This is a genomic window from Aeromonas sp. QDB25, from assembly GCF_027707725.1.
Classification (GTDB): Bacteria; Pseudomonadota; Gammaproteobacteria; order Enterobacterales; family Aeromonadaceae; genus Aeromonas; species Aeromonas caviae.
In genome coordinates this window covers 1-16,649 of record NZ_JAPCIZ010000006.1, presented here as the reverse complement: position 1 = coordinate 16,649, position 16,649 = coordinate 1, and the positions used below count along the sequence as shown (strand labels likewise).

Sequence of the window (16,649 nt, the reverse complement as noted above, 5' to 3'; positions counted from 1 at the left end):
AATATTCACGTTAGATGCGATAAATACCCAACAGTCGGCATTCACGGTCACTTTTGACAACCTGTCACTCCTGCAACATGGAGAAAAGTGTCATAACCTCTCGCCCATAACCGGCTGTAACTACTGAAAAAATCCTGTTTAGTCTGCTTATGGACAAATGCAAGACGCAGGATCCTGAAATGTGATCCCCGCCAAGCACACCAGAGATGACTTTGTAAAATTACTACAGTTTCCCGCCACCATGCAGTCAACCACCAAACCGTCCATAACCAGAATATAAAGCCAACAAATAAATAAAAGGCAGTCATAAATACACAAAAATGCTGATTGAGTCTCAAAAACCCACATTTTGTTATGGCGATGTAACATTGCAAACAAGCGGGATGTCCAATTGACCTTGCCTGAAAATCCCATTAGTTTGGAGATTCGCCACCTCAGGCGGACGGAACCACAAGAGCCAATCGCAATTTATGCAGTCTGTTGATGACAGTGCGATGGAAGGCCGAGCAAGGGAGAAATGCAATGTCACTATATGATCCAAAGCTGGAGAGGGATAACTGTGGCTTCGGCCTGTTGGCCCACATGGAAGGGGAAGCCAGCCACAAGCTTGTCCGTCTCGCGATGTCAGCCTTGGCTCGCATGCAGCACCGCGGCGGTATCTCCGCCGATGGCAAGACCGGCGACGGCTGCGGCCTGTTGCTGCAAAAACCCGACAGCTTCTTTAGAGCGGTCGCCGAAGAGAAGGGATGGCACCTGGGCCGCAACTACGCGGTCGGTATGCTGTTTCTCAACCCCGATCCCATCCTGGCCCAGGCCACTCGCGACATCATCGACGAGGAGCTGGAAAGAGAGACCCTGAGTCTGGTCGGCTGGCGCAAGGTGCCTATCGATACCAACGTACTCGGTTCCATCGCCAAGGCGTCCCTGCCCAGCATTGAACAGGTCTTTGTCAACGCGCCCCCGGGCTGGGTCGACAAGGATCTCGAGCGCCGCCTCTATATCGTGCGCCGCCGCATCGAGAAGCGCATCAGCGACGACTACTTCTATGTGGTCAGCCTCTCCAACCTGGTCACCGTCTACAAGGGACTGTGCATGCCGGTGGATTTGCCGCGCTTCTATCTGGATCTGGCCGACATCCGCATGCAGGCCGCCATCTGCGTGTTCCACCAGCGTTTCTCCACCAACACCAGCCCGCGCTGGCCGCTGGCGCAGCCGTTCCGCTACCTCGCCCACAACGGCGAGATCAACACCATTGCCGGCAACCGCCAGTGGGCCAAGGCGCGCAGCTACAAGTTCGCCACCCCGCTGATCCCGGATCTGCAAGAGGCCGCCCCCTTCGTCAACACCACGGGATCGGACTCCTCCAGCCTCGACAACATGCTGGATCTCTTCCTGGCCGGCGGCATGGACCTGTTCCGTGCCATGCGCCTGCTGATCCCGCCTGCGTGGCAGAAGCACCCGAACATGGATGACGACCTGCGCGCCTTCTACGACTTCAACTCCATGCACATGGAGCCTTGGGACGGCCCGGCCGGCATCGTCATGACCGACGGTCGCTACGCCACCTGCGCGCTTGATAGAAACGGCCTGCGTCCGGCACGTTACGTCATCACCAAGGACAAGTTCATCACGCTGGCCTCCGAAGTGGGCACCTGGGACTACACCCCGGACGAAGTGCTGGAGAAGGGCCGTGTCGGCCCGGGGGAGCTGTTCGTGGTCGATACCAGCAACGGCAAGATCTGGACCAGCTTCGAGATCGATGACGATCTCAAGAGCCGTCACACCTACAAGCAGTGGATGGACAAGCACTGCAAGCGCCTGGTGCCCTTCGAGCAGATGGACGATGCCAGCACGGGGTCGCGCGAATTCCCGGATGACCGGCTCAAGACTTACCAGAAGCTGTTCGGCTACTCCTTTGAAGAGCTGGATCAGGTGATCCGCGTGCTCGGCGAGAATGGCCAGGAGGCGGTGGGCTCCATGGGGGATGACACCCCGATGGCGGTGCTCTCCTCCAGCCAGCGTACCCTGTACGACTACTTCCGCCAGATGTTCGCCCAGGTGACCAACCCGCCCATCGATCCCCTGCGGGAAAATCACGTCATGTCCCTGGCCACCTGTATCGGCCGCGAACAGAACGTGTTCAACGAGACCTTCGGTCACGCCCACCGGGTGCTGTTCCAGTCGCCGATCCTGCTCTACTCCGACTTCCATCAGTTGCTGGCCCTGGAAGGGGAGCACTACCGCCATGCGGTGCTGAGCCTCAACTACCTGCCCGAAGAGGGGCTGCAAGCCGCCCTCGAGCGCCTCTGCCACGAGGCCGCTGAAGCGGCCCGCAGCGGCGCCGTGCTGCTGGTACTGTCAGACCGGGACATCAGCCCGGATACCCTGCCCATCCCGGCCGCCATGGCGGTGGGTGCGGTGCAGCGTACCCTGGTGGACAACAACCTGCGCTGCGACGCCAATATCCTGGTGGAGACCGCGAGCGTGCGCGACCCGCACCACTTCGCCGTGCTGCTGGGCTTTGGCGCCACCGCCATCTACCCCTACCTCGCCTACGAGACCCTCGCCAAGCAGGTAGAAGAAGGCGTGCTCAAGATGAGCCTGCGCCAGGCCATGCTCAACTACCGCAACGGCATCAACAAGGGCCTCTACAAGGTGATGTCCAAGATGGGCATCAGCACGGTGGCTAGCTACCGCTGCTCCCAGCTGTTTGAGGCAGTGGGCCTCTCCAAGGCTGTTGTCGAACTCTGCTTCCGCGGCGTATCGAGCCGCATCCAGGGTGCCGACTTTGCCGACATCCAGCAGGATCAGATCAATCTGTCCCGTCTGGCCTGGCTCGGCCGCAAGCCGCTGACCCAGGGCGGCCTCTTGAAATTCGTCCACGGTGGCGAGTACCACACCTACAACCCGGACGTGGTGCAGACCCTGCAAGTGGCGGTGCGCTCCGGCAACTACGCCGATTACAAGGAGTATGCCCGTCTGGTGAACGAGCGCCCGGTCGCCACCCTGCGGGATCTGCTGTCGCTCAAACAGGGCACCACCCCGGTGGCGCTGGATCAGGTGGAGCCAGCCGCCAGGCTGTTCCCCCGCTTCGACTCCGCGGCCATGTCCATCGGCGCCCTCGGCCCTGAAGCCCACGAGGCCCTGGCCATCGCCATGAACCGCCTCGGCGGTCAGAGCAACTCCGGCGAAGGCGGTGAAGATCCCAAGCGTTTTGGTACCGAGAAGAACTCTCGCATCAAACAGGTGGCTTCCGGTCGCTTTGGCGTCACCCCTCACTACCTGATGAACGCGGACGTGGTGCAGATCAAGGTCGCCCAGGGTGCCAAGCCCGGTGAGGGTGGCCAGCTGCCCGGTGACAAGGTCACCGCGCAAATCGCCCAGCTGCGCTACTCCGTACCCGGCGTGACCCTGATCTCACCGCCGCCCCACCACGACATCTACTCCATCGAGGATCTGGCCCAGCTCATCTTCGACATCAAGCAGATCAACCCGAACTGCCTGGTGTCGGTGAAACTGGTGTCCGAACCTGGCGTCGGCACCATCGCCTGTGGCGTGGCCAAGGCCTATGCGGACTTCATCACCGTCTCCGGCTACGACGGCGGCACCGGCGCAAGCCCGCTCACCTCGGTCAAATACGCCGGCTCTCCCTGGGAGCTGGGCCTGGCCGAAACCCAGCAGGCGCTGGTGGCCAACGGCCTGCGCCACAAGGTGCGTCTGCAGGTGGATGGCGGTCTCAAGACCGGTCTCGACATCATCAAGGCGGCCATCCTCGGCGCCGAGAGCTTCGGTTTCGGTACCGGCCCCATGGTGGCACTCGGTTGCAAATACCTGCGTATCTGCCACCTGAACAACTGCGCCACCGGCGTCGCCACCCAGGATGAGAAGCTTCGCCGCGAACACTTCACCGGCCTGCCGGAAATGGTGATGAACTACTTCAAGTTCATCGCCGAGGAGACGCGCGAGCTGATGGCCGAGCTTGGCGTCACCCAGCTCACCGACCTCATCGGTCGTACCGACCTGCTGGAAGCCCTGCCCGGCCTCACCGCCCGTCAAGCCAAGCTGGACTTGTCCGGCATCCTGGCGGCCCCGGTTGCACCGGCAGGCTCCAGTCTGTTCAGCCAGCAGCACAACCCCACCTTCGACAAGGGGCCCTTGAACCTCAAGATGGTGGAAGACCTGCTGGAGGCGGTGGAAAACATGAGTGGCGGCGAGTTCCGCTACGACATCCGCAACACCGACCGCTCCGTGGGTGCGCGTCTGTCCGGCGAAATCGTCAAGCGCCACGGCAACCAGGGCATGGCGGCCGATCCGGTCAAGGTGCACTTCAACGGCACCGCCGGCCAGAGCTTCGGCGTCTGGAACGCCGGTGGCCTTGAGATGATCCTCACCGGGGATGCCAACGACTACGTGGGCAAGGGGATGACCGGCGGCAAGCTGGTGATCAAACCCCACGTCGGCGTGGCGTTCAAATCCCACGAGGCGGCCATCATCGGCAACACCTGCCTCTATGGCGCCACCGGCGGCAAACTCTATGCCGCAGGGACCGCCGGCGAGCGGTTCGCGGTGCGCAACTCAGGGGCCTTGGCGGTGGTCGAGGGGATTGGCGACAACGGCTGTGAATACATGACAGGCGGCATCGTCACCGTGCTCGGCAAGACCGGTGTCAACTTCGCGGCGGGCATGACAGGCGGTTTCGCCTACGTGCTCGACGAGTGCGGCAACTTTGCCAAGCGCACCAACCCCGAGCTGGTCGAACTGCTGGAGGTGGCGGATCTGGCCATCCACCAGGAGCACCTGCGCGGTATCATCACGGCGCACCTCAACGAGACAGGCAGCTCGCGTGCCGAGGAGATCCTGGCCAACTTCGACTCCTATGTGCCCAAGTTCAGGCTGATCAAACCCAAGTCCAGCGACGTCAAATCGCTGCTTGGCCACACCAGCCGTTCCAGTGCAGAACTCAGAATCCAGGCGCAATAAGGAGGGAACCCTATGAGCCAGAACGTATTCCAGTTTATCGATGTCCAGCGGGTCGACCCGCCCAAGAAGCCGCTCAAGATCCGCAAGATCCAGTTCGTGGAGATCTACGAGCCCTTCAACCAGGCCCAGGTCGGCATGCAGGCGGATCGCTGCCTCGACTGCGGCAACCCCTATTGCGAGTGGAAGTGCCCGGTACACAACTACATCCCCAACTGGCTGAAGCTGGCCAACGAGGGACGCATTCTGGAGGCGGTGGAGCTCTCCCACCAGACCAACAGCCTGCCGGAGGTGTGTGGCCGCGTTTGCCCGCAAGACAGACTGTGTGAGGGTGCTTGCACCCTCAACGACAGATTCGGCGCCGTGACCATCGGCAACATCGAAAAATACATCACCGACAAGGCGTTCGAGATGGGCTGGCGCCCGGATCTCTCCAAGGTGGTCAAGACCGACAAGCGGGTCGCCGTCATTGGCGCGGGCCCAGCTGGCCTTGCCTGTGCCGACGTGCTGGCACGCAATGGCGTCACCCCTGTGGTGTTCGACAAGTACCCGGAGATCGGCGGCCTGCTCACCTTCGGTATCCCCTCCTTCAAGCTGGAGAAAGAGGTGATGCAGCGCCGCCGCGAGATCTTCGAGGGGATGGGGGTGGAGTTTCGTCTCGAGACCGAAGTGGGCCGTGACGTCACCTTCGCCGATCTGCTCGGCGAGTTCGATGCGGTCTTCCTCGGGGTCGGCACCTACAAGTACATGAAGGGCGGCTTTGCCAACGAAGAGGCGCCGGGGGTCTATGACGCCCTGCCCTACCTCATCTCCAACGCCAATCGCTTGCTGGGCTTTGAGAAGGCGCAAGCCGATTACATCGACTTCGCCGGCAAGCAGGTAGTGGTGCTGGGGGGCGGCGACACCGCCATGGACTGCGTGCGCACCGCCATCCGCCAGGGTGCCGATCGGGTGATCTGCGCCTACCGCCGGGATGCCGAGAACATGCCGGGCTCCAAGCGGGAGGTGAAAAACGCCCAGGAGGAAGGGGTGGAATTCATGTTCAACCTCCAGCCCATCGGCGTGGAGCTGGACGCCCATGGCCGCACCTGCGGCATCAAGGTGGTGAGCACCGAGCTCGGCGCCCCCGATGCCAATGGCCGCCGCAATCCTGTGGTCATTGAAGGCTCCGAGCAGGTGCTGCCTGCCGATGCGGTGGTGATGGCGTTCGGCTTCCAGCCCAACCCCCAGCCCTGGATGGCAGAGCACGGCGTCGAGCTCGACGGCCGGGATCGCATCAAGGCGCCCGAGAAGGCCGAGTACGCCTTCCAGACCAGCAACCCCAAGGTGTTCGCCGGTGGTGACGCGGTGCGCGGCTCTGATCTGGTGGTCACCGCCATCTATGAGGGTCGCAAGGCGGCCGAAGGGATCATGGACTACCTGGCCGTGTGATCTGCCGTCGCAACCACGCTGTCATGCAAACAGCCCCGCTCGTGCGGGGCTGTTTTTTATCTCGCTCTCAATCCGCCAGAACCAGCTAGATGCTCCAGCTCTCCGGCAGCCGCTCGGTGAGGGTGGAGATGTATTCGAAGGTACGCGCCCGCTTGGGGGTGGTGAACATCTGACGCGCACTGCCCGCCTCCACCACCTCCCCGGCCTCCAGGAAGATCACCTGCTGCGCAATCTGGGCTGCAAGGCGCAAGTCATGGGTGGCGATCAGCATGGTGGTCCCCTCACTGGCCAGCTGGCGCAGCACGGCCACCACCTCCTGGGCAAGCTCGGGATCCAGCGCCGAGGTAGGCTCGTCACAGAGCAGCACCTTGGGGGATGGCGCCAGCGCCCGGGCAATGGCGACCCGCTGCTGCTGACCGCCGGAGAGGGTGGCAGGCACCGCCTCGGCCTTGTGCCTGAGCCCCACCTTGTCGAGCAGTTGCAGGGCGCGCGCCACTGCCCTCTCCCTGGGCCACTTCAACACGGTCACCAACCCTTCCATCACGTTCTCCAGCACCGTCATGTGCGGGAACAGCTGGAAATTCTGGAACACCATGCCGGTCTGCTGACGCAGGGCCAGCACGCTTTGCCGTGACAGATGCCGGGTAAAGTCGAGCTCGCTGCCCCCCAGCACCAGCTGGCCTGCATCGGGTCGCTCCAGCAGGTTCACGCAGCGCAGCAGGGTACTCTTGCCGCTGCCGGAGGGACCGATCAGGGCGGTGACGCTGCCCGCGGCCATCGCCAGCCCCACCCCTTTCAACACGCGCTGTCCCGCAAACTGTTTCTCGATGCCACTCAAGCGGATCATAGGGCGACCTCCCGGGTCTCTTTGTGAGCCAGTCGCTGCTCCAGCCTGTCTTGCAGGGTGGAAAGCACCGAGCTGAACATCAGGTAGATGAGGGCCGTCTCGATATAGAGGATGAGCGGCTCATAGGTGACGGAGGCGAGCCGCTGGGCCGCCTGAAACAGCTCGGGCACGGTCACCGCCGCCGCCAGCGAAGTATCCTTGACCAGGGAGATGAAGGTGTTGGAGAGCGGTGGCACCGCGATGCGCGCCGCCTGCGGCAGGATCACCCGCCACATGACCTGGGGCCAGTTCATGCCGATGGAGTAGGCCGCCTCCCACTGCCCCTTGGGGATGGCCGCCAGGGTGGCACGAATGATCTCCGAGCTGTAGGCACCGATGTTGAGGGTGAAACCGATGACGGCGGCGGTGAAGGCGTCCAGCACGATGCCGGCGCTCGGCAGACCGTAAAAGATCAGAAACAGCTGCACCAGCAGGGGCGTGCCCCGAATAAGCCAGACATAGAAGCGGACCAGCATCACCAGCGGAGCCGGACCATATAATCTGGCCAGCGCCACCGACAAGCCGAGCACGATTCCCAGCACGAAGGTAATCAGAGTGAGTGGCACGGTAAAAATAAGCCCCGCACTGAGCAGGGGCCAAAAAGAGTCGATCATTAACTGCAACCAGGCGGGCACGTTAATATCCTCAGTTGTTATTATGTTGCCACGATATTATTGCGAGACGTCGGTGCCGAAATATTTCTGCGATATTTTCTGATATGCCCCATCCTGCTTGGCATTGCGCAGCGCCTGATTGATGGCAGCCAGCAACTCGGGTTGCCCCTTGGCGAGCAGGGCGGCTGATTGATCCCCCTTGGCCTCGCTGGCCGCCACCTTCAATTTGGCGTCCGGCTTCTGTTTCTTGAAGTCGAGGAAGGAGAGGCTGTCGTTGATGGTGGCATCCACCCGCCCGGTCAGCACCAGTTCGAGTGACTGGTTGAATCCCTCGGTGGCTACCACCTCGGCGCCCGATGATTTCGCCAGCTGGGCGAAGTTGCTGGTCAGGGACTGGGAGGATTTCTTGCCCTTCAGATCGGCAAAACTCTTGATGCTTTGGTTGTCGCTGTGCACCACGATCACCGCCTTGGAGGTGATGTAGGGGTCTGAAAAATCATACTTTTTCAGCCGTTCAGGGGTGATGGCCACTTCGTTGAGCACCATGTCGTAGCGCTTGGCGTCCACCCCGGCGATGAGCCCGTCCCACTTGCCCTCGACGAACTGCGGCTTCACGCCCAGACCGCTTGCAATCAGCTCGCCTATCTCCACGTCAAAGCCCACCAGCTTGCCGCTCTTGTCGTGGTAGGTGAAGGGAGGATAGGTCCCTTCGGTGCCGATCTTGATCACTCCGGCCCGCTGGATCTCGGCCAAGCTTGACTGTGCCTGTACCGATGTCATCAGTGCCAGCGGAAGTGCCGCCATTAAAAACAGGGAGTGCCGTTTTTTCATTATTCACCTCGTTATATTTATGAACATCCAGAGCGCTTGCCAACCACCACAAAATAAAACCAGCCGGTTATCATGTTTAATTTAAATTAATTATCGGTAGAGATAACCTTCATAGTGCTTGCTAGCGGTATGGATGAAACATAACGTGGCTCATGGCATGACCCAACCATGAAATACGGGGATATTTAGCGAAATAATGGATAACGAAAAAATAATGGCCGGGCTGGCCGAGGAATCGCCCCGCTGGCGGCGCTCCGTCAGCGGAAACCATATCAGGCGGGTTGCAGCTCCCGCGGGATGGCAGTGGCCCAGTCACGACACAACGTATCAATCGGGCCAAAATTCGGTCTGATGGCAAATGGGATTGCCACGCACCACGTGGAAGGTCATGGCGGGATGGCGCGCGCCTTGACGTCACCGTCAGTGATCACCCCTTCGGTCACCACCTCCCGCCCTGCTCCAGCAGGCGGACGATGTCGACATTCCAGGGCCCGGTCGCCGGGTAGCGCCGATGGATCTCGACGAAGTTGACCCGCCCCTCGCGCCGCCCCCCACTTACCCACCGGTACCAGCGAGGTCGCAAACGCCGGATCCTGCCCCGCCTGTGCCACCCGGATAAAGACGATACCCTGGATGACCATGTGACCACGCTGGTGCACTGCTGCTGGCGGGAAAGCCAATCGTCACGCGGTCTGGCGGTGGCCCCCCGCGCCGTCGGGCTGCTGGATACCAAGGGCAAGCCGCAGATCGCCTAGGGGGCCACCCGGGTAAAGTCGACGGCGGGGCAGCTGGGCGCCACACCCTTGGTCAGCGTCAGGGGCTGGGCACGATAGCTGAGCCGGTAGCGGCCCGGTTGGGACAGATCGTAGGCCTGCGCCAGGTCCGCATCGGCCTGGCTCTGCTCCCCCGCCCCCAGGTGCAGGAAGTCGCCGTCCCCGGGGGTACCTCGCTTGGCAAGCGGCCCTCGATAGTCCAGCGGCTGCCCATCGCGGGTCAGGTCGATGGCATCGGCAAACCACCCCTCGAAGGGGGTGAACCAGGTCAATACCTCGAGGGGCGTCTCCCCCCGGTTGGTCAGGGTCATCACCAGGGGCAGGGGTTCGTTCACCCCGCTCTCTGCGCTGACCGACAGCTCGCACTGCAAGGGCGCCAGTGCCAGGGTGGTAAGCAAGAGTGTCATCATGGTGCCTCCGTCAAAAAAGGGGCCATCCGGCCCCTGTTTGCAACTCAATTTTCGCTCGGGGTATTCTCGGCGAAATATTCATGGTTGTCGGCATTGTTCAGGGCCTTCTGGGGATCCGTGCTCGCCAGATTGCGCGCATTGGCCTGACCGTATCCCAGATCGTCGGTGCCCGCCACCACGTTGAAGTGGCTCAGCTCGTGGACAATGGTGCCGGCGCGGGAATCGGTCCCGGTGACCGGCGCTGTCCAGAAGCTCTTGCACAGATAGACCTTGTAGGGCTGGTCCGGATAGACATAGGCAAAGTAGCTCTGCTTGCAACCGCAGTCGAAGGTGAGCGGCTTGTTGTCGATGGCATCCTTGATCTTGCTGAAGTTGGTCTCGGCCTGGTTCCAGCGGGTGGCGTCATAGGCGCCAAACCAGCTGCGGTAGCGCTGCCCATTCGGCTTGTCCACCGCGAGGTAGCTGCTGGAGTTGTTGGCGATGCCACTCGCGGCATCGAGCGCCGCCAGGATGTCGCTCTTCTGGGTGTTGGTGCAACGGCCGCTGAAGCTGACCGAGGCGCTCACCGCCTGGGGCTCGGCCACCGCAGCCTTGGCCAGCACCCGATCGTCGCTCACCCCGTCCACCCAGAGGGTCACGGCATTGGACTCGCTCGCCTGGGCCTGTTTGGCCTTGGCCGCTTTCCCCTCCTGCGCCACGGTCGGCAGCAGGTAACGGATGCTGTACTGGCCCTGGGCGCTCATGTCGTAGAGACCGGAGACCTCCGCCTGGACTGTCAGGCTCTGGCCTGCCTTGAGCAGTTGGTAGTCCTTGTCACTCGGGGCGGCCCGCTTGATCAGGGCCCCTTCGTAATCCACCGGCTGGCCGTCACGCTCCACCTGGAACAGGGGGGCATCCTCGCTGCCTGGCAACTGCCATTTGAGCAGACGAACCGGCTTCTCCCCGGTGTTGGTCAGGGTCAGGTTGACGCGCACATCGTCTGTGCTGCCCTCCACCAGGGTGAGCCGGGCATCGAGTCCGGCGGCGCAGAGCGGGGACGCCAGCACGCTGGCCAGCAACAGGGCAATTGGAGTCGCTTTCATCATGTTTCCTCATTCATTGAGTGTCGCCTTGTCAGGCGGTCTGCTTCCTTTAAGGCCCTCTTTGGGGCCCACCCACCCTAGAGCAGAAGCACCACCCCACCATCCCTCCATATGGGGGACGCCCCCCATCAGAGGGGGAGCCCCTTGGCTGCGACAAAGATTGCCCGCCCGGCCCCGGGCGTGCAGGCAACCCCGTGGGGCGTATTTGCCATAAAAAAACCCGGCGCAGGGCCGGGTGACGGGATGAGAAGGCGGGATCAGGAGGCCAGCAGCGCCAGGGCCGGCTGCGCGTTGCCCGGCATCAGCCGATAGGCCTTGTGGTGCTTGACCAGGGTGGTTTTCTTGTTGCCCTGGCTCAGCAGCAGGCCCCGGGCAAATGCCGCCTCGGCCAGTACCTGCTCGTCCCCGCGCACATAGAAGGTGAGGGGCTTGACCAGCTCACCTCCCTCGATATGGCCCTGATACTCGCTGGCCGAGATGATCAGGCTGGATTGCCCCTGGCTCAGCAGCCGCTGCCGGGTGTTCAGCTCGCTGTCGGTGAACACCAGCCAGCCCGCCCCCTCCAGCGCCAAGAGCAGATCGGCCAGGCGCGCCCCCAGCTGTACCGGCTCATGCATGGCACGCTCATACTGGCGCTGCACCCGCTCAAGCAGCCCCTTGAGATCGGCCCCCGCCCCCAGCGTCCGCCCCAGTTGCACCCAAGTCTTGAGATCCTCCATCACCAGCCGGGAGAAGCGTTTCTCCTTGAGAGAATCCGCCATCCAGGTACAGAGAAAGTGGCTCTCCTGGGCGGGGGTGCGTTTGCTCGTTTTCTGGGCGGCGGTGCGCTCCAGCTCCGCCAGGCTCTGGCGGGCCATCTCGAGCAGGGCCTGATTGTAAGCAGGAAGGGTCATCTCGGATCCTCTGAAACGGGGCGGCCAGGGGCCGCGTCATCGACAACACAAAGGCGCCAGTGGCGCCTTTGGAGAGTAAACGCCCCTCCCCGACCGGGAGGGTGCGACGTTGCCTTATTTCGGCTGACGGGGCTTCTTGGCCGCCGCCAGACGCTTGAGGCGCTGACATTGCAGTTTCGCCTCGGCCATGGCCTGGGCGGCGGCATTGTCTTCACGCTGCGGGCGCTTGCCGAAGCGGCGGCGCTCCTGCAACTGCTTGATGAGGTCGTCACGGCTGCTCACCTCGTAACCCGGCACCATGATGCGGCGGATCTTCTGGCCGATGAGGGCCTCGATCTCCAGCAGGGTACGCTCCTCTTCGCGACTGACGAAGGAGATGGCCATGCCGCTCTTGCCAGCGCGACCGGTTCGGCCGATACGGTGCACGTAATCTTCCGCGAGGAACGGCAGATCATAGTTGACCACGTATTCCAGGCTCGGAATGTCCAGGCCGCGGGCGGCCACCTCGGTGGCCACCAGCACCCGCAGCTTGCCTTCGGTGAATTCACGCAAGGCGCGGCGACGGCTCCCCTGGGCCTTGTCACCGTGCACCACGGCAGACTTGATGCCGTCGAGATTGAGCTCCTCCACCAGTTCATCGCAGCTCTCGCGGGTGCTGGCAAACACCAGCACCTGCTGCCAGTTCTGCTTGCCGATAAGCTCGGAGAGCAGCTCGCGCTTGCGCTTCTGTTCCACTGGATAAACGGTGTGGCTCACGGTGTCGGCAGTGGAGTTCTGCTTGTCGACGGCCACCACCTGGGGTTTGTCCAGCATGAGGTTGGCCAGCTTTTTTACCGCCTCGGAGAAGGTGGCAGAGAAGAGCAGGTTCTGGCGGGTCTTGTTGACCGCCTGCAGGATCTGCTGCACATCGGCGCTAAAGCCCATGTCGAGGATGCGATCCGCCTCGTCCAGCACCAGGGTCTCGACCCCGGAGAGGCTCAGGTTGCAGGCGGTGAGGTGCTCGAGCAGACGGCCAGGGGTGGCCACTATGATGTGTGCGCCCGCTTTGAGCTTCTTGGCCTGCACATCCTGTTTGCCGCCACCCACGATGGTGAGGGTAGTGATATCAAGATACTTGGCAAAATCGTTGATATTGCTCGCCACCTGGGCTGCCAGCTCGCGGGTCGGGGTCAGGATCAGCACGCGGGCATTGGAAGGTTGCACCGGCGCCGGGTTGTCTACCAGACGTTGCAGGATGGGCAACGCAAAGGCGGCTGTCTTGCCGGTACCGGTCTGGGCACTGGCCAGCACATCGCGGCCACGGCGAATGGCCGGGATGGCCTGGCTCTGCACAGGGGTCATCTCCTGATAACCGCAATCTGAGATGGCGCGCAAAATCTCGGGGACAAAATCGAACGATTCAAATCTCATGTTGGGTTCCTGTGTTCCAGCGGAGCTGTAGTTGGCGTGGGTGGCCTGGGCCGGCGTGTGGCCTGGCATCGGCGAGGCGTGGAGCCAAGGACGGCTGGGTCTGACATCAGATCAGAAGATGAGCCGGAAAATGGCGGGCGCGAAGTGTAACAGATAGGCGACAGGAATGCCGCCTCAAATGGCCTGTATTTTTCCGGGGGCTGCGCTCTCCAGACGCGGCAGCAGGCGCAGCCCGGGCAGTGAGATCAGCGCACCCGCTTGCTCGGACGCTTGAGCAGCCGCATGCCGATGGCCGCCACCGCGATGACGAACAACCCGAAAGAGGTGACAAGCAGGCACTTGGTCAGCAGCTCCTGATGATGGGCAAAGACCGGGGTCGCCATCACCATCTTGCCCACCATGCTCAGTACCAGGGACCAGAGGAAGGCGCTGGCAAAACTCGCCACGGCCACCCGCAGCAGGTGCAGGCGGGAGACTCCCATCAACATGGGGGTCAACACTCTCACGAAGGGGATGAAACGGGACACGAACATGGCCCAGAAGCCGTAACGATCCAGCAGTCGGGAGGCCCTGGGCAGGCTCCCTTCCGGGATCATCCGCTCCACATGGCCCATGAAACGGGTGCCATGCAGTGCCTGCCCCTGCCAGTAGGCGAGCACGCTCCCTATCCCGGCCGCGAGCGGCAGATAGAGCAAGGTCACCTCGGGCCCCAGCACCCCCATGCCCACCAGACCGCCCGCCAGCAGCACCAGGCTGTCACCGGGCAGGGGCAGAAAGACGAAGCTCGATTCAAGGAAGAGGATCACCACCAGACAGGTGACGAGCAGACCGATTGCCTGCATTTGTATAAGCTGATCAAAATCCTGATGCCATATGGCAAGCAGCATGTCCTGCATCTGGTGTGACTCCCATCAACGTAATGCGCATTCGTCATGATGACCCGAAGGCCCCGTCTGGTAATCCATCCCTGCTACCACCCCAATGTTCGTATGGGAGGCCTCTTATACACCCGGGGAACTGAACAATAAATTAATGTCTGTGATTTCTGCCCAGCGGTTCACCCTTCTCGCGGCGCCCCAGCCCCCCGCCAAAGCGAGGGCAACCTGGCCCATCAGGCCAATGCGCACGCCCAAAACAGGACGGGCCAGCCCTTGCCAGGCTGCCAAGCCAGATGAAACCCGTTACAGTGTGAACATGCCCCAATGGACGGGGTACTCATGGAGCCAGGTATGGCAAGACAGCTCTCTTCTCACACACTTTCCTTGCTGGCGGTTATTGCCGGCGTCTCTGCCGGTCTTGTGACAAAGGCCCGTGCCAGCGACGAGAGCCTGGTTCAACAGCGCGCCAACGCCGTCGTCTCCCTGATGAGCTACGCCGTGGTGCCGGATATCACCGCCAGCAACCTGAATATCGGCAGCGGCACCAACGACACCTCTGCCCTCACCATCACCCAGCTCGGGGGTGGCGCCACCCTGAGCGAGGATGTTCCCCTCTATCTGGAGGGCACCCTGGGCTACAGCCGCTACGATCCCCAGTTCGTGTTCACCGATGGCAACGAGACCCGCACCATTCCCACCAAATGGAACAGCCTGAGCGCCACCGGCGGCATCGGCTGGGATGTCGGCGTCCACCGGGATCGCTTTGGTGGCAATCTGGTGCTGCGGCCCATCGCCAATGTCACCCTGGGCACGGTGGCCAGCGACCTTCGCATCGGGGCCGCCCTGCTCGAGCACAGGAGCGGCCAGAATCTGGACTTCCTCGACGGCGGCACCCTCAATGTCTACGGCCTCGGCGGCTCATTGATGCTGGACTATGAGCTCTTCTCCGCCGCCCAGGACATCGATGCCGAGCTGCGCTACTCCTACCAGCATCTGCAAAGCTTCACCGGCACCGCCGAGAGCGTCAGCGGTCAGGCCGATGCGGAAAACCTCGGGCTTTACCTGCGCCGCCGCGCTCCCCTCTGGGACTGGACCCTGCTGGACAGGCCTCTTCGCTACGTGCTGGAAGGAGCCAGAACCGAATACCTGGGGCAGCAACGGGGGCTGCTCGGTTTCAACAGCCTCAACTCCCTGGGACTTGGTCTCGAACTCGACAGCAGCAAGTACGACATCTTCATCACCCGCACCCGGCTGGTGGCCCGCTATATGTTCAGCAACAGTACCAGCGGCTACTCCATCGGACTGGCGATGAGTTTTTAGCCCTCTCACGCCATTGGCCTTCTCTGCCTGTACGCCATGGTGGATGCCCCTCTGGAGCCAAAATTGCGTGATGTACCGCCCAGTTGATAAAGATTGTTCTTCGTTCCTGCACACCACTCACTACAGTCATGCTTTGTCGCCCACTCAACTCCATCTGGCACCAGTGGGCCCCATGTTCATTGCCAGCCAACAGGACTGGCTAGTAGCGCCGGATATGGCTTCGACAGCCGAGGAGGAATGAGATGGATGTGACCAGTCTGCTGGCACCGTTGCTGACCAAACTCTGGTTTGTGTTCCCCTTGCTGTTGCTGGCCGCGATAGTCAAAAGCCCCTGGTTCAAAGGGATGGTCGGGGAGTGGTTTCTGAATCTCTGCCTCGGGCTCTTTCTCGACAAACGGGAATATCACCTGCTCAAGGATGTGACCCTGCCGATTTCTCAGGGCACTACCCAGATAGATCATGTGATTGTTTCGCGGTTTGGCCTGTTCGTGATCGAAACAAAAAACATGAAAGGATGGATATTCGGCAATCCGGCCCATAAAAGCTGGACTCAGCAGATATATCGCCGCAAGCATCGTTTTCAAAACCCGCTGCATCAAAATCATCTGCACGTCATGACCCTGAAGGCCCTGTTGGGCCTAGCGGATCAGCAACTGCACTCAGTGATTTACTTTATTGGCGACTGTACTTTCAAGACGCCAATGCCGGACAACGTCATGAACCGTGGATTGATCCGATATATCAAGGAGAAGACCACACAGGTATTGACCCCTGCCGACATCATCCAGGTGGTCAAGACCATCCAGCAAACACGATTGACTCCCAACTGGCAGACCCATAGACAACATGTTGCACAACTAAAGGCGCGCCACCTGGCGCCCTCACGAAAATCACCCTCTGCTACCCTTCTGGCTGACAACACGACTGCCTCCTCTCGCATCCTGCCTGCTCCCACGGAGCAGAGTCCTGCATGCCCCCGATGTGGCAACCTTATGGTATTGCGTACCGCCAGCCGAGGGGAGCATAAAGGCACCGCGAATTCAACTCCGAAGTGCAACACCCGCCAAATCAAGCAACCTGTCGTAGTTCATCAAACACGATCTGCGGTTGCCTGAAATCCAAACATTTGCGCGGTCTAAGGTTG

Annotated in this window: 13 protein-coding genes; 5 read left to right on the top strand and 8 right to left on the bottom strand. The window is 61.6% G+C overall.

Going from position 1 to position 16,649, the window contains the following annotated elements; genetic code table 11:
• The first annotated feature begins 522 nt into the window (after nucleotides 1–522).
• Together gltB and PG883_RS03440 are read left to right on the top strand one after the other, a co-directional pair.
• Nucleotides 523–4,980: a glutamate synthase large subunit gene (gene gltB, locus PG883_RS03445; protein WP_109112571.1), complete on the top strand. Its 4,458-nt coding sequence runs from the start codon at nucleotides 523–525 to the stop codon at nucleotides 4,978–4,980.
• A 12-nt stretch (nucleotides 4,981–4,992) separates the two neighbouring features.
• On the top strand, nucleotides 4,993–6,408 hold the full coding sequence (locus PG883_RS03440; RefSeq protein WP_041214964.1) for an FAD-dependent oxidoreductase: 1,416 nt from the start codon (nucleotides 4,993–4,995) through the stop codon (nucleotides 6,406–6,408).
• Nucleotides 6,409–6,493: 85 nt separating this feature from the next.
• Here the strand turns inward: PG883_RS03440 and PG883_RS03435 are convergent, their stop codons facing one another.
• Genes PG883_RS03435 through PG883_RS03425 form a run of 3 tightly spaced genes read right to left on the bottom strand, consistent with a single transcriptional unit; the run spans nucleotide 6,494 to nucleotide 8,739 of the window.
• On the bottom strand, nucleotides 6,494–7,255 hold the full coding sequence (locus PG883_RS03435) for an amino acid ABC transporter ATP-binding protein (protein WP_010675170.1): 762 nt from the start codon (nucleotides 7,253–7,255) through the stop codon (nucleotides 6,494–6,496).
• Entirely contained in the window at nucleotides 7,252–7,908 is a 657-nt protein-coding gene (locus PG883_RS03430) for an amino acid ABC transporter permease (RefSeq protein ID WP_174217478.1), read from the bottom strand. Before PG883_RS03430 ends, PG883_RS03435 begins: the two co-directional genes overlap by 4 nt.
• Before the next feature lie 57 nt (nucleotides 7,909–7,965).
• On the bottom strand, nucleotides 7,966–8,739 hold the full coding sequence (locus tag PG883_RS03425) for an amino acid ABC transporter substrate-binding protein (RefSeq protein ID WP_223952715.1): 774 nt from the start codon (nucleotides 8,737–8,739) through the stop codon (nucleotides 7,966–7,968).
• A 527-nt stretch (nucleotides 8,740–9,266) separates the two neighbouring features.
• Here PG883_RS03425 and PG883_RS03420 point away from each other — a divergent pair.
• Nucleotides 9,267–9,494 (top strand): hypothetical protein, encoded by a 228-nt coding sequence (locus PG883_RS03420; RefSeq protein WP_111896887.1) that lies wholly within the window; start codon nucleotides 9,267–9,269, stop codon nucleotides 9,492–9,494.
• Here the strand turns inward: PG883_RS03420 and PG883_RS03415 are convergent.
• The 5 genes from PG883_RS03415 to PG883_RS03395 form a co-directional block, all read right to left on the bottom strand.
• A complete protein-coding gene (locus PG883_RS03415; protein WP_029314737.1) occupies nucleotides 9,491–9,922 on the bottom strand; it encodes a hypothetical protein in 432 nt (143 codons plus the stop codon). The two genes, PG883_RS03420 and PG883_RS03415, sit on opposite strands and share 4 nt — an antisense overlap.
• Nucleotides 9,923–9,966: 44 nt before the next feature.
• On the bottom strand, nucleotides 9,967–11,007 hold the full coding sequence (locus PG883_RS03410) for a M35 family metallo-endopeptidase (protein WP_045524288.1): 1,041 nt from the start codon (nucleotides 11,005–11,007) through the stop codon (nucleotides 9,967–9,969).
• A 254-nt stretch (nucleotides 11,008–11,261) separates the two neighbouring features.
• The gene (locus PG883_RS03405) at nucleotides 11,262–11,897 is read right to left on the bottom strand and encodes a DUF2913 family protein (RefSeq protein WP_223952713.1); all 636 of its coding nucleotides are present in this window, start codon (nucleotides 11,895–11,897) and stop codon (nucleotides 11,262–11,264) included.
• A gap of 114 nt (nucleotides 11,898–12,011) precedes the next feature.
• Entirely contained in the window at nucleotides 12,012–13,307 is a 1,296-nt protein-coding gene (locus tag PG883_RS03400; protein ID WP_223952712.1) for a DEAD/DEAH box helicase, read from the bottom strand.
• 245 nt (nucleotides 13,308–13,552) lie between these two features.
• Nucleotides 13,553–14,203: a DedA family protein gene (locus tag PG883_RS03395; RefSeq protein WP_010675180.1), complete on the bottom strand. Its 651-nt coding sequence runs from the start codon at nucleotides 14,201–14,203 to the stop codon at nucleotides 13,553–13,555.
• Nucleotides 14,204–14,536: 333 nt separating this feature from the next.
• Between PG883_RS03395 and PG883_RS03390 the strand changes: the two genes are divergently transcribed.
• Nucleotides 14,537–15,505 (top strand): autotransporter domain-containing protein, encoded by a 969-nt coding sequence (locus tag PG883_RS03390; protein WP_111896885.1) that lies wholly within the window; start codon nucleotides 14,537–14,539, stop codon nucleotides 15,503–15,505.
• Between the two features lie 242 nt (nucleotides 15,506–15,747).
• Entirely contained in the window at nucleotides 15,748–16,620 is an 873-nt protein-coding gene (locus PG883_RS03385; protein WP_270806969.1) for an NERD domain-containing protein, read from the top strand.
• The last annotated feature ends 29 nt before the right edge of the window (nucleotides 16,621–16,649 follow it).

Coding starts and splice junctions, on each gene's coding strand:
- PG883_RS03385 (WP_270806969.1), top strand. CDS start 15,748: ATGGATGTGACCAGTCTGCTGGCACCGTTGCTGACCAAACTCTGGTTT.
- gltB (WP_109112571.1), top strand. CDS start 523: ATGTCACTATATGATCCAAAGCTGGAGAGGGATAACTGTGGCTTCGGC.
- PG883_RS03395 (WP_010675180.1), bottom strand. CDS start 14,203: ATGCAGGACATGCTGCTTGCCATATGGCATCAGGATTTTGATCAGCTT.
- PG883_RS03400 (WP_223952712.1), bottom strand. CDS start 13,307: ATGAGATTTGAATCGTTCGATTTTGTCCCCGAGATTTTGCGCGCCATC.
- PG883_RS03415 (WP_029314737.1), bottom strand. CDS start 9,922: ATGATGACACTCTTGCTTACCACCCTGGCACTGGCGCCCTTGCAGTGC.
- PG883_RS03435 (WP_010675170.1), bottom strand. CDS start 7,255: ATGATCCGCTTGAGTGGCATCGAGAAACAGTTTGCGGGACAGCGCGTG.
- PG883_RS03410 (WP_045524288.1), bottom strand. CDS start 11,007: ATGATGAAAGCGACTCCAATTGCCCTGTTGCTGGCCAGCGTGCTGGCG.
- PG883_RS03390 (WP_111896885.1), top strand. CDS start 14,537: ATGGCAAGACAGCTCTCTTCTCACACACTTTCCTTGCTGGCGGTTATT.
- PG883_RS03405 (WP_223952713.1), bottom strand. CDS start 11,897: ATGACCCTTCCTGCTTACAATCAGGCCCTGCTCGAGATGGCCCGCCAG.
- PG883_RS03440 (WP_041214964.1), top strand. CDS start 4,993: ATGAGCCAGAACGTATTCCAGTTTATCGATGTCCAGCGGGTCGACCCG.
- PG883_RS03430 (WP_174217478.1), bottom strand. CDS start 7,908: ATGATCGACTCTTTTTGGCCCCTGCTCAGTGCGGGGCTTATTTTTACC.
- PG883_RS03425 (WP_223952715.1), bottom strand. CDS start 8,739: ATGAAAAAACGGCACTCCCTGTTTTTAATGGCGGCACTTCCGCTGGCA.